Below are 12,552 nucleotides of genomic sequence, written 5' to 3'. Positions count from 1 at the left end.
ACGGGCCTGTCCCTGAAGTACTTAGTGAGTGATTAGCGTGTTTCCCAGCAACAAAGCCAGCTTGCTAGCCGAATACCTAAGAGGAGCCTTCGGAACGACGTACATAGGAAACTGGAGCCGATACGGCATCTCGAGAGAAGATGTCAGCCACGAGGAATGGCCCAGCGAGAACTATTTTCCCAACAAGATAAGGGGCGATTCCCCCATCGACGGGAAGTGCGCAAGTCGCGTAAGGACCATATCCGAGGCAGCGATCAGGTCGAAAGGCTCCGAGAGATTCACGCTCAGCGCATTCTCCTCGAACTGCTCTGCTCTGCTATCGAGCTGGTATGGCGAAGAAGCAGCCGACCTTGCTCAAATTCGCGAGCATGCAAACACCAGCAACCCCGAGATCCGATCAATCATCGAGACCTTCTGGTTGAGCGTCCTCGACGGCATATGCGCACAGCTAAGCCTGGAAGGCGCCGAATGGAGCGACGTGATTTCGCCTCGCCTCTCCCAAGGCCTCGAGACGCTTGAGGCAAGCCTCGCCCGCTTCGGCGGCAGCGCCGAAGCGATTGAGGTCCTCAAGAACCACTTGGCCAACATCGAGAAGAACAGCGGAACGTATTACCTCGACAGCGTGTCAAGGGAGCTGTTCCCTGATTTGAGGTCCGACATCGAGACCCGCCAGTACTCGTCTCGTGGATCCGACTACCCGTCGGTTTGGTCGTTCTTGTTCGACGACGGCGGTTTCAAGAGGAACCGCCATGCCATGCTTGTAGGGGAAGGCGGAATCGGCAAGACCGTTTCCGTCCAGACGGCAGCGAGAACCGCGCTGTCAGAGGGATACCTGTCGGCCTTGATCCCTTTAAACGTTTTCACCTGGCGAGCCGTTGAGGGCGGCAACTGCCTCGCCAACTACATCAGGGAGATCGCCTTCAGAAACGCCGAGAATTGCTGGGAGGCCTTCCTCGCGCAATGCGACGACGAGCATGCCGAAAAGCCGGCCTTCCTGTTCCTCGACGGATGGAACGAGATATCGTCAGCCACAAACAACGCTTCTCTCTACATACAAAAAGAGCTTGAGGATCAATGGATGCATTATCCCAACCTCACAATCGTAATTACCGGGCGAGAGCAGGCTGACAAAGTGTCGTTCTGGTCGAAGAAGCTCGAATACATCGAGGCTCTTCCCTTGGAAAAAGCCAACATCAGGAAATACTTGGAAGACCACCAAGCCCCGGTCCCTGCCGACAGCAGCAACATGTGGGAGACGCTGGCGAACCCTCTGATGATCACGCTCTACACCAACACGCTGAAGCAGCAGAGCTACATCGGCGACCCACGCGGCCTTAGGTTTATTGCCGAGGAGCCGAATATCAGCACCCAAGCCGCGATCATCTGGAACTTCATCCAATGCCAAATTGCGAAGTTCTCCCAAGACGCAAGGCTGACGCCTCTCGATATTTCCACGGCGCTCATCTACGCGTCATCCGTCATCGGCGCGGCGATGAAGCAGTCGGGTCGCTTCGAGATGACGAGAGGCGAAGCTGCCAACCTGCTGCAAAGCCAGCCCGAAGGCAGGATTGATTCTTGGTTTGACTCTGACTACTGCCTCTCAAGACCCGCAGACATCACGCAAGCTCCGCATTGGGATTACAGAGCCTACCTGCACATCCTCTGCGACCAGACGAAGATCCTCCATGAGGTTGAGCTGGGCGATGGTGAGATCAGCTTTGCGTTCATGCACCAGAAGTTCAGGGACTTCTTCGATGCAGTTTGCATGCGTGTCTCCCTGAGGCCCTACTCGACGAACGCCGATCCTTCAACCTCGCAGCAGTGGAGCCTTGAGGCCAAGGAGACCGAGACCCTCAACCTTCTCGCGCCGCTCTTCACCAAGCGCGAGCTCGACGAGGCATGGGCCCGCTGCTCATCAAGACGGCTTAACGGCAACGAAGACGATTATTCGGCATTTCACATGCTCGAGCTGTACAGAAGGCTGAACGTCGATTTCGGGTCTCTTGACTACACGGGAAAGGACCTGCGCAGCGTTCACTTCTACACGTACGGATGCGACCTTCGAGGCTGCCGTTTCGACTCTGCGGTGATCGGCAGCGACACGTTTGCGTCAGCGGCGTCGAACGAGCACGTCGACCTGATCTCGTTCCTCGGAGCCTCTGGCGCAAGCCCCATGTTCGCCACCGCATCAGAAAGCGCAGTGTTTGTCTGGAACTCCCTGACGGGCTCGATTCTCGGGTACAGAAAGCTGACAGAGGACGAAGGCAGCATTCAACAGCTCGTGCCGTATGGAGATGCCGACCTCATCGGCTTCGTGACGACGAGCCGCGTTTTCACGATCGACACGAAAGGGCGAACCACAGAGGAGTACGGTGGGGCAGAAATAGTCTCATCCATCCCCGTCCCGTCCTCTTGCCTGCGTATGATGATCGGAGGAAGCAGCCTGGACATCATCCCCGGCCAAGCAAAGTCCAGACTCGCAGGCCTTCACGCCGAGCTTGAATCCGGAGGAGCATTCGCCAAGCACAGAATGTTCCACCTCGGAAGCAGCGACGCAACCGAGCTCTTTTCCTTCACGTCAGACACTCTCCACAAGTGGAAAATCGACTGGAGTGAAGGAAAAGTCGAGCAGTGTTGGAAGCACACCTTCCAGAGCACAGTCACCACCGCCCACTTCGACACCAACCACCCCGAGGTTCTCTGCCTCCTAAGTAAAAGAAACAACGTAGTGCGGTACAACTACCAAACCAACGCGGAGGAGTCGCTGTTCGGAATCGGTCAGCATCCTTTTGGCGCGGCGTTCTCTCCCACCGGCCGATACCTGGCCGTTGGACTCGAAGACGAGATTCGCATCTACGATTCGTTCAGCGGCCGACTCGTCGACTCCTTCAACCAAGAGCTGTTGACCGACGCTTCTGCGGCGCTGGTTCAGGCATTCGCGTTCTCGTCTGACGAAAGCTACCTTCTGTGCTCCCACGCAACGGACGCCGTGAGCATATGGGACCTGACTCAGGCGAACTACCTTGGCGCCAAGAAGCCCTTGAAGGTCCTGTTTGGCTCCGATGCGGAACTGCTGTCGCACATCGAGTCCCTCGGCGGAAGGCTGCTCCTGATGACTTCGAAGGGATTGGTCTATTGGTTTAACCCAAACGCAGGAAGGATTGACGAGTGCGGAGACTTCGAACTCGAGGACTGCAGGATAGAGGCCTTTGCCATCAGCCCTGACGGCAGTCGCCTGCTCCTCGCCACCGATGATCTTGACTTGCATCTCTACTCGATCAGCAAAGACGGCTTCACTCCTTTGAGCTCGGTTAAGTGCCTGTACAGTCCCGATCGAATCAGGTACTCAACAGACTTAAGGATCATATTCGTCTCAACCGAAAGAGACAATATCCTTGCCTTCGACGCAGACGACCTCACCCTCCTCTACGAGGGAGACCTCAGTGAGCTGTTGCCTGACGCAATCAGGCCTGAATCGATTTGCCCGATTCCGCAGTCTCAGCTGCTTGTCGCAGACTTGGGCAATACGGTTCATACGATTCGATACCAGGTTGAGGACTCGCGCCTGACCTTCGTTGGCGTCGTCGCCTCAAACGAAGTCTGGCATGAGTGCACGACCATCGACGCCAGCCTCCCGAACAACCGAATTGTCTGCATGGGGCCCTTCGACACCATCACCGCATTCGACGAGAGCTTCAGCTTTGACGTTGCCCACAATCTGGTAGACGACGATCAGCGAATCTTCGACGCCGTTCAAAACTTGAACCTCGAAGTCACGTTCAGCGCCATGTCTCCATCCTCCAGGTACTATGCGTATACGCTGGATACGAGCCACCCTGGGGGTACGTACGCCATCGTCATCGCCGATCTCGATGACTTTACCTGCAAGGCGATCGAGTTCGAGGCAGACAAGGCGCACACGGCAACCGTCGACTCGCTTCAGTTCTCGCACGACGACGCGCGCCTCTTCGCTCGATACGGCGAAGACGGTCTCGGAACGATTGACGTCAAGTCGGGCAAGATCGCCTACTCTCAGGTCCTGCCTTCCATCAGAGTCTTCAAGGCGAGCTTCCGAAACGCCGTTTTCGAAGACGCCGACACGCCCAATATCCTCGAGGAGAACGGCGCAGTTATCGATGAGCAACCGAATGTCCTCGCGAGCCGGTAGCAGCGAGAGGCTTCCGGCGGGGTCAAGTCGAAAACCAGGATTCCGCGCTCACCGCCACCGCCCCTTATCCGGGAGCCAGGTCTTGCCTCGGGCGGCTCCGCTCATGACGGGCGCGAGCCAGTCGGCGACCATCTGGACTGCCTGCTCGATACTGGTTGGCATGTTGGACGCTGAGCAGGCGCGGGCCTCTTTCGCGTATGTCTGTCCTCGGAAGGCCACCCATTCGCCCGGCACCTCGAATCGCTCGATCGCGTTCATGCCGCGCAAGATGGATTCGCGCTTGATCTTCTCCGCCAGGATGTCGGCGTCGACAACGTCGGTGCACATCGCGACGGCAAGGTCTGCCAGGTCTTTCACACGCGAGGACGGCCTGCCGTCGTAAAGCTGCATGGTTGCGCAGACCTTGTCGGCTATCCTCTCCTCCACGGTTTGGAGCGCGTAGTCGTAGACGGGCAGCCCTTCGACTTCAAGCCTGCTCGCGGGAGATACGAGCATCCAGTTCTCTGGCGGGGTTTGGTCTACGACGAGGTCCACGTGCAGGGGGTTGAGCCGCTTGGTTCGCCCGATTACGGGCAGGAACTCGACGCGGTATCCCGTGCGGTACTCCTGTGATACCGATATGGGGTCTGCCTTGATGAACCTGAACTCGAAGAAGTCGTCGAGGTCGATCGACGCGAGCTCTTTGAGCTTGGCGAGTGATTCCTCGATTTCCGCAGAGGTTCCCACCAGGTCTGTATCGCGGCTTTCCCTCGCGTCGATTCTTCTGGCAAGCTGGCTCTGGCCGCCTTTCAGGATGAAGGCCGGCTTGGCTTCGGAGAACACGCGGCACAGGAGCCTGTCGAGGTAAAAGCCCTCGATTGCCCTGTTCGTATCTCGAGGCGACTTGCGGGCCGCCTCTCTTATCGCTTGCTCGAGGGCCCGGGCGCTTGCGTATCGGGACATCCCTGCTCCTTCTTCTCGTAGCGTACATCATCACTCGCTCTGTCAGCGCGGGCTGCGTGTCGATCCAACTCTTCCGACGCATCCGCTAGCAAGCCCGCCGATTTCGACGCCTCGTCTTTGCCGATTGCAGAATGCGGGATTGCCAGGGCGTCCATCAGTTCTTTGAGCGTCAGGAGCGCCTCTGTCGGAAGCTCAGTGTTCGGGGCGATCTTCTCCATTTCGCTTGACAGCTGGGAAAGACTTGCGAGCATGGTATCTCGCATGCTCTCCGAGAGGTGCCGGGCCTGGTCGAACGCACCAGACGCCATGACGGCCTTCGCAAAGTCGCTGATCGCCCTTGCGGTTGCGACATGCGCCGCGTTCTTTTCAATGAGGTGCCTCGCGAACTCGCCTCCCGACGCGAAGCCGTTTTCCTTTGAGAGAGGGCTCAGCAGATCGGAGAGCCTTTCCTCGTCGAAAAGGTGGCCGCTTGCCGCCGCATCGGACATGAAGCCGTCCACCAGGCTGGGGTCTTCGTGGAGCCTGACGAGATCGGCGACCGTGCGCTCGATCGTTGCCGTGGGGATGCCGAAGGAGAGCGTGACGTCGCGTTCGTCCACCACATCGTGAAGCAGCTCGAGGTCGGTCCGGGCGGAGCGCTTCTCGCGTGCGACGGCGAAGCAGTAGGGAGACGCGTGGAAGTCGCCACAGCCGTGCATCCAGGCCGCGGTGCGTCCCGTGGCGACTGCGTCATGGGGTTGAGCCCCGAGGCGCTCGTAGGCGGTCTTCTTCGGATAGAGGGAGAGCCACGCCGCCTTTGCGCCGACATTAATCGTCTCCTCGCCGGCGGCCACGCGATAAACTCCGTAGCAGATGGGCTCCAGCCGCCTGTCTGCGGACATCCGGTTGAGCTGGGTTCTGCTGATGCCGATGTCGATGGCCTGGGCAGAGGTGAGCAAACCCCACTGGCCAGCGGCGAGGTCATAGACGTTCTGGATGTTCCCTCTCTTTGACATAGCGAGATTATACACTCATAAGTAAATAAAATTGCAGAGTGTTAGAGGAGTTATTGAAACGCCCACGCAACATGAAGCATCGGATCCAGATTCAGAAGAAACAGCAGCCGGTTTTCGGCACTCTGCTCGCGCCGGACGCACCGAGCCCGAGCTCCTGATGGAACTCGGGCTGACAGGTTTCCACAACCGCCTCGATCAATCCCCCGCATGAGAAAGGAACGTGCCTTTCCGTGACCGAAGGGACGAGACAGTGCTCACGACAACAAAGCTGGGCAAGGCGAAGGCGGCAGCCGCGCTGCCCAACGACCAGATCGACATCGACGCGCTGAGGGACATCCGCGACGTCGTGGTGGACCCCAACCTGCCGTTCGAGGAGCGCCTCCGCAGCTACATCGACCAGATCGGCAACCCGTACCTCTACCGGCACGGCAAGCACATCGTGCGCGTTGAGTTCGCCGGCGAGTCGACGCTGGAGGAGTGCTGCGCGCACTACCTGTCCAGCACCCACTAGCGCGCCACCCGCGCATTCTGCTATAGTTACCTCGTTCAGCAGACAACGCAATAACCAGCAAGCAGCTTTTCGAGGTTCTGGCTAACGGCAGAATCATGAAAGGTTGTTTTCTTATGTCCTCCAAGACAAATCTCACCAAAGGCGTCCCCTGGAGAGTCGCCTCGTACTCCCGCCTGTCGCGTGACGACGGCGAGAGGGAAGCCGAGTCGAACTCGATCTCGAACCAAAAGCAGATCATCGCAAACTACGTCCTCGGCCATCCGGACATGCAGCTGGTCCGGGAATACGCCGACGACGGCTTCACCGGGAGCAACTTCGACCGCCCCGACTTCCTGGCGCTTTTGGATGCCGTCGAATGCGGCGAGATCAACTGCGTCATCGTGAAGGACTTCTCCCGGTTCGGCCGCAACTACCTCGAAGTCGGCCGCTACATCGAGAGCATCTTCCCCTCCCTGGGCGTCCGCTTCATCGCCGTCAACGACGACTATGACAGCAACCGCGAGCATGACTTCACCGACGCCCTCATCGTCCCCTTCAAGAACCTGGTCAACGACAACTACTGCGCCAGCACCTCCGCGAAGGTCAAGGCCCATCTCGACGTCAAGCGCAAGCGCGGCGAGTACGTCTCGAACTTCGCGCCTTACGGCTACCTCAAGGACCCGAAGGACAAGCGGCATCTGGTCGTTGACGAAGAAGGCGCCCAGGTCGTCCGCATGATCTTCGAGTGGCGAATCGACGGCCTCAACGCCAACGGCATCGCGGCAAAGCTCAACGATCTCGGGTTCCTCACGCCCCACGACCTCAAGCAATCCCGAGACTGCAAGCAGCACTCCCACTTCAAGAAGGGCCTCCGCTGCAAATGGCACGCCCGCGAGGTCATCCGCATCCTGTCAAACGAGACCTACACCGGAGCCACGGTGCAGGGAAAGACGTACAAGCCCAGCTTCCGCTCAAAGGCAGTCGTGCAACGCGAGCGCGAGGAGTGGACCGTCGTCAGAGACATGCACGAGCCGATCATCGACCAACGCACCTTCCGCATGGTCTCGAACCTGATGTCACGCGACACCCGCACCGCGCCCGGCAAGGACAAGCTCGGCCTTCTCTCGGGCTTCGTGTTCTGCGAGGAATGCGGGGACACGCTTTGCCGCCACACGAACACGTCAAAAGGCAAGAAGTACGCCTACTACTGCTGCTCCTCTTACCGGAAGGACTGCAAATCCTGCACTTCCCACTCGATCCGCGACGAGGAGCTGCTCGCCATCGTCACCGATTCGATCCTCGCGGCAATCCGCCACATGCTCGAGACGAAAGAGGCCTGGTCGAAGACCAGCCAGGCGACTGCGGCGACGGAGAAGGACAGGCTTCTCGCCAGCCGGCAGCGTGCCGCCGAGGCGGAGATGATGCGGTGCCGGAAGATGGGCCGCCGCCTGTACGACGACTTCTCCAAGGACCTGATCACCAAAGACGAGCTCATTGAGTACAAGGCCGCCTACGAGGAGCGCGCCTCGGAATGCGAGAGCCAGATCAAGGCGCTTGAAGCAGAGCGCATCGCGCTTGCCGAATCCAACGACGCAAGCCGATGGGCGAGCACGCTCGAGTGCTGGCGCGACGCGACCGGGGTCGATCGCCGCATGCTGGCCGAGCTGGTCGACCGCATCACCGTCGACTCCGACCGCAACGTGCGCATCAAGTTCCTGTTCTCAGACTTGATGCTCGCCGAGGCAGGTGCTGCGTAATGGCAAGGAGCAAGCAGGGCGAGTGCAAGGTGCTCGTCTACCTGTCCGCCTACGACTGGCGCATCAAGAAGACGCTCGACGCGGATCGAGTCGAGGCGAACTACCAGAAGTGCCTCAAGCTCGTCGGGCGCAAGCCGGGCCTGAAGGTCAGCGCAGTGCTCAGGTCGGCAGGCGAGCCATACCCCTTTGACCCGGTGTTCCACGAGTTTCGCCGCCTGGTCATCAACCGCCACGTCGACTGCGTGGCAGTGCCCAGCATCACCACCTTCTGCTCCAACAGCTCCCTGGCCTACCAGTGGGTCCGAGACGTGATGGAGCCCCTGGGCATCCGCTACCTCGATGCGGCCGAGCGCTTCGACCTGAGCACCTGCGACCTGTCAGACTACCTTCATCGCGTCAACTCGAAGAACAAGCGGTCCGTGAAGCCCGGCGGCGACCTCGTGGTTCGACGCCAGAGCGTCCCCTTCGGCTACGTGTACGATGCCTCGATCGAATCATGCATGCGAGTCGACGAGGAGACGGCCCCTGTCGTCCAGGAGATCTTCGAGCTGGCAAAAGAAGACGTCAGCCTCCACTCCGTCGCTGAAAAGATGAACGGCAGAGGCTACGTGACCCCGAGCCAGAGAAGAGCGCAGCTCTACGGCGACAAGGCCCGCGAAGATCGCGGCTGGACCGCCAGCGCCATCAAGTGCATCGTCGACAACCCCATGTACACGGGCAGCTACGTTCTGCGCCGCGTGGTCCGAAGGAAGAAGGACAACAAGATCGTCTCCTCCGAGCGCCTCCCTGCCGACAGGCAGCCGACGGTGGCCGGCCACCACGAGCCGCTCGTCAGCAAGTCCCTCTTCAAAGAGGTGACGGAAACCCGGAAGAAGCGCAGCGAGCACTGGCCCGGAGCGGCGGCGCGAAAGGAAGGATGGTCCCGAAATGGCGCGTAAGAGCAGGAAGCCCTCTGCGAGCAGCGAGCCGAGGAAGGCCCCCGCGAAGGCAGGCAGGTGGCTGTGCGGAATCTACACCCGCCTGTCGCACGAGAACAACAACCGCGAGGACGGCTGCATAGAGACGCAGGTCGAGATCGTCGAGCGGGCTATCGCCAAGCTTCCCGACGTCAAGGTCGTCAAGGTCTACAGGGACAACGGGCACACGGGCACGAACTTCGAGCGTCCGGCGTTCCAGGAGCTCCTCGACGACATCAGAAGCGGCCGCATCACCTGCCTCGCGGTGAAGGACCTTTCCCGCTTCGGCCGCAACTACCTCGAGGCAGGGGTCCTCATCGAGCGGATCCTTCCCCACCTCAACGTGCGCTTCATCTCCGTCAACGACGACATCGACACCCTCGACGCCGGCAGCGACGCGTCTCGCTTGATCATCCCCGTGAAGAACCTGGTCAACGAGATGTACTCGCGCGACATCTCCCGGAAGATCCGCAACTCCAACTTGGCCCGCATGCATGCCGGCACCTTCGCCCTGTGCAACGCGCCCTTCGGGTACCTGCGAAACCCGAAGGACGTGACGCGCTACGTGGTAAACCCCGACCTGGCTCCCGTCGTCGAGCTCATCTTCGGGGAAGCCCTCCGAGGCACCAGCTTCAAGCGCATCGCGGACAAGCTCAACGACTGCGGCATCCCCACGCCCGGGATGGCCAAAGAAGCCGGCGGCGACTGGGCCGGCAAGAAGGAGAGCTTCTTCGCCTGGGACTGGAGAGCCGTCATGAAGATCGTCAGGAACAGGGCCTACGCCGGCGACCTCGTCTTGAACAAGAGCGACCAGAGCGTCTTCTCCGAGCATCGCGGCCCGCGAGACGAAAGCGAGCGCATCATCATCCGCGACGCCCACGAGGCGATCGTCTCGCGCGAGGTCTTCGACGAAGTCAACGCCAGCTACGACGCCCGCAGCAAAGCGTCCAAAGAGAAGCAGGCGCGAACCAAGGAGATCCGCGACGCCATGCCGAGCTTCTTCCCTTCGGGAATGCTCAGGTGCGGCGTCTGCGGCAGCTACATGGGCTTCGTGAGGGACATCGGCAGAGGTGACGTCGTCAAGGCGCCCACGTACGCCTGCACCGCGAAGAAGCAGCGCATCACCTGCCCCGACGGCCCCACGGTTGCCGAGCCGTACGTCCTGATGGCAGTGGCCGACGCCCTCAGGGCGCAGCTCGCGCTCCACGGAGCCTTCACCGGCGAGCGCGGCAGCGCCCGACTCGTCGAGAAGTCGCTCGAGGCAGAGGCGACGCTGGCCCGAGAGGCCTCGGTCCTGGAGCTGGAGCTGGCAAGATGCAACGAGTCTCGCCGCCACCTCTACGAGAGCTTCTCCAGCGGCGCGATCAGCCGAGCGACATGGGAGTCAGGCAAGGCGCCGCTGGACGAGCAAGCTGAGGAGCTGTCGGGCAAGGTCGCTCAGCTCAGCCAGAGGATCGACGCCATCTCAAGCCTCAGAAGCCCCTCGTCTGAGGTGGATTCTCTGATCAAGGGCCTCGACGGCATGCCCGACATCTCACCTGAGATCATCGAGGCCATGGTCAAGCAGGTCGACGTCTTCCCCGACAAGACCTTGAGGATCACGTTCAAGTTCGAAGACTACGCCACGAGGCTCAACGCGCTGAAGGAGGTGCTGGGATGATCGCCTGCTATGTCCGACTGTCGGTATCCGATCACGAGCATGACAAGGACAAGCCCCCGGACGAGGAGAGCAACTCCGTTCAAAACCAACGCACCCTCCTCGAGGACTTCATCGCCGACGAGCCCGAGCTTATCGGGGAGGAGGTGCGCTTCTTCGTAGACGACGGCTACAGCGGCACCAGCTTCGAGCGCCCGGCATTGCAGGAGATGATAGCGCTGTGCAAGGACGGGGCGGTCTCGACCGTGATCGTGAAGGACTTCTCCCGGCTAGCCCGCGACTACGTCGACGCAGGCTCCCTCGTCGAGAACCTGTTCCCCTTCCTGGGAGTCCGCTTCATCGCCGTGGCGGATAACTACGACTCCGCACGTCTCGGCAACGCGTCCGAGGACAACTTCGTCATGGGGTTCAAGAACATCATCAACGCCGGGTACAGCTTCAACGTGTCGAAGAGCGTGAAGAGCGGAATTGAGGCGAACTGGCTCAACGGCAAGCATGTGCAAGGGGCAGCGCCCTTCGGCTACTTCTACGACAAGGAGGCCCGCGGCAACCTGCGCATCGACCCCGTGGCCGGCAAGTGGGTCATCCGAACCTTTGACCTGGCCGTGCAGGGATACGGCACCGCAACCATCGCGGCAACCCTCAACGAGGAAGGCGTTCCGGCCCCAAGCGTCTACCACGAGATGATCGGGAAGCGCGGGAGCATCCCCAACGGGAAGCGCAAGTGGACGGCCTGGACCTCGGGAAAGGTTCGGCACATCCTCCAGAACGTCACGTACAAGGGCACCCTCGAGGCTGGGAAGACCGAAGTCATCGGCGTCGGAGCCAGGAAGAAGCGCCTCGTTCGGCCCGAAGACCGCATCTACGTCGAAGACGCCCATGCCGCGTTGGTCACGCCTGATGAATGGGCGAGAGCCAACGAGGTGATCAGGTCGAAGAAATGCGCTCCCCGCAGGAAGCCGCTGAAGGGCCTGTTCTCGGGCATCATCGTCTGCCCGACGTGCAACATGGCCCCGAAGACGCTCAGGGAGGAGCGCGTCGTCACCCACTACGTGGCAAACTGCCCATGCGGCTGCGACGCGACCGTCTCCGAGGCAGAGCTCGAGGAAATCGTGCGAGCCGCCCTGCAGAGGCAGCTGCAAGTCGCGCAGGCGGCAAAGCTCGCCTTCGAGAGCAAGGCGGAGAGCATCCAGCTTCGCCAGTCGGGCATCGCGCGAAGCCTGTCGGAGCTCGACGCGGAAAGGTCCAGGGTCAAGTCAGAGAAGCTCCGCCTCTACGAGGCGTTCTCCCTGGGCCGACTGACCGAGAGCCGCTACCTCGAAGAGAAGGAGCGCGTTGCCGACGCGCTATGCGACCTGGCGGCACGCGAATGCTCCCTCAAGGACGAGCGTCGCAGCCTGGACTTTGCCTTGCGGGACGAGGGGCGCGTTGCGGACCTGATCGAGCAGCTCGGCATCGTCGAGCCCGACAAGCCGATGACTCGCGAGGTCATCCACCGGTTCGTGAAGCAGGTCCGGCTACACTCCGACGGATCGATAACGCTGTCCTTCGCCTTTGAGGACGTCTTCCAGAAGGAGGTGAGCTGAA

At 60.6% G+C, this 12,552-nt stretch carries 8 protein-coding genes; 6 read left to right on the top strand and 2 right to left on the bottom strand.

Going from position 1 to position 12,552, the window contains the following annotated elements; genetic code table 11:
* Window positions 1–37 precede the first annotated feature (37 nt).
* A complete protein-coding gene (locus HRL41_RS03590) occupies window positions 38–4,168 on the top strand; it encodes a hypothetical protein (RefSeq protein WP_172135580.1) in 4,131 nt (1,376 codons plus the stop codon).
* A 48-nt stretch (window positions 4,169–4,216) separates the two neighbouring features.
* Here the strand turns inward: HRL41_RS03590 and HRL41_RS03585 are convergent, their stop codons facing one another.
* Both HRL41_RS03585 and HRL41_RS03580 read right to left on the bottom strand, forming a co-directional pair.
* The gene (locus tag HRL41_RS03585; RefSeq protein WP_172135579.1) at window positions 4,217–5,110 is read right to left on the bottom strand and encodes a nucleotidyl transferase AbiEii/AbiGii toxin family protein; all 894 of its coding nucleotides are present in this window, start codon (window positions 5,108–5,110) and stop codon (window positions 4,217–4,219) included.
* The gene (locus tag HRL41_RS03580) at window positions 5,068–6,105 is read right to left on the bottom strand and encodes a type IV toxin-antitoxin system AbiEi family antitoxin domain-containing protein (protein ID WP_172135578.1); all 1,038 of its coding nucleotides are present in this window, start codon (window positions 6,103–6,105) and stop codon (window positions 5,068–5,070) included. Before HRL41_RS03580 ends, HRL41_RS03585 begins: the two co-directional genes overlap by 43 nt.
* A gap of 250 nt (window positions 6,106–6,355) precedes the next feature.
* Here HRL41_RS03580 and HRL41_RS03575 point away from each other — a divergent pair, with 250 nt between their 5' ends.
* The 5 genes from HRL41_RS03575 to HRL41_RS03555 all read left to right on the top strand — a co-directional run bounded on the left by HRL41_RS03575 (window position 6,356) and on the right by HRL41_RS03555 (window position 12,551).
* Window positions 6,356–6,616: a DUF6870 family protein gene (locus tag HRL41_RS03575; RefSeq protein ID WP_216662490.1), complete on the top strand. Its 261-nt coding sequence runs from the start codon at window positions 6,356–6,358 to the stop codon at window positions 6,614–6,616.
* 113 nt (window positions 6,617–6,729) lie between these two features.
* Window positions 6,730–8,352 carry a recombinase family protein gene (locus HRL41_RS03570; RefSeq protein WP_172135577.1) on the top strand — a complete coding sequence of 541 codons (1,623 nt, stop codon included), beginning with the start codon at window positions 6,730–6,732 and terminating at the stop codon, window positions 8,350–8,352.
* A complete protein-coding gene (locus HRL41_RS03565; RefSeq protein WP_172135576.1) occupies window positions 8,352–9,290 on the top strand; it encodes a recombinase family protein in 939 nt (312 codons plus the stop codon). Before HRL41_RS03570 ends, HRL41_RS03565 begins: the two co-directional genes overlap by 1 nt.
* Entirely contained in the window at window positions 9,280–10,968 is a 1,689-nt protein-coding gene (locus HRL41_RS03560; protein WP_172135575.1) for a recombinase family protein, read from the top strand. The genes HRL41_RS03565 and HRL41_RS03560 overlap by 11 nt, the downstream gene beginning before the upstream one ends.
* Complete coding sequence (locus tag HRL41_RS03555; RefSeq protein ID WP_172135574.1) at window positions 10,965–12,551, top strand: recombinase family protein; 1,587 nt, start codon at window positions 10,965–10,967, stop codon at window positions 12,549–12,551. Before HRL41_RS03560 ends, HRL41_RS03555 begins: the two co-directional genes overlap by 4 nt.
* Window position 12,552: the final 1 nt, after the last annotated feature.

The organism is Adlercreutzia sp. ZJ473 (genome assembly GCF_013185065.1).
Taxonomy (GTDB): domain Bacteria; phylum Actinomycetota; class Coriobacteriia; order Coriobacteriales; family Eggerthellaceae; genus CAAEEV01.
The sequence above is the reverse complement of the archived record's forward strand: the minus strand, read 5'-3'. Positions and strand labels throughout refer to the sequence as shown.

Coding starts and splice junctions, on each gene's coding strand:
- HRL41_RS03560 (WP_172135575.1), top strand. CDS start 9,280: ATGGCGCGTAAGAGCAGGAAGCCCTCTGCGAGCAGCGAGCCGAGGAAG.
- HRL41_RS03580 (WP_172135578.1), bottom strand. CDS start 6,105: ATGTCAAAGAGAGGGAACATCCAGAACGTCTATGACCTCGCCGCTGGC.
- HRL41_RS03585 (WP_172135579.1), bottom strand. CDS start 5,110: ATGTCCCGATACGCAAGCGCCCGGGCCCTCGAGCAAGCGATAAGAGAG.
- HRL41_RS03555 (WP_172135574.1), top strand. CDS start 10,965: ATGATCGCCTGCTATGTCCGACTGTCGGTATCCGATCACGAGCATGAC.
- HRL41_RS03570 (WP_172135577.1), top strand. CDS start 6,730: ATGTCCTCCAAGACAAATCTCACCAAAGGCGTCCCCTGGAGAGTCGCC.
- HRL41_RS03565 (WP_172135576.1), top strand. CDS start 8,352: ATGGCAAGGAGCAAGCAGGGCGAGTGCAAGGTGCTCGTCTACCTGTCC.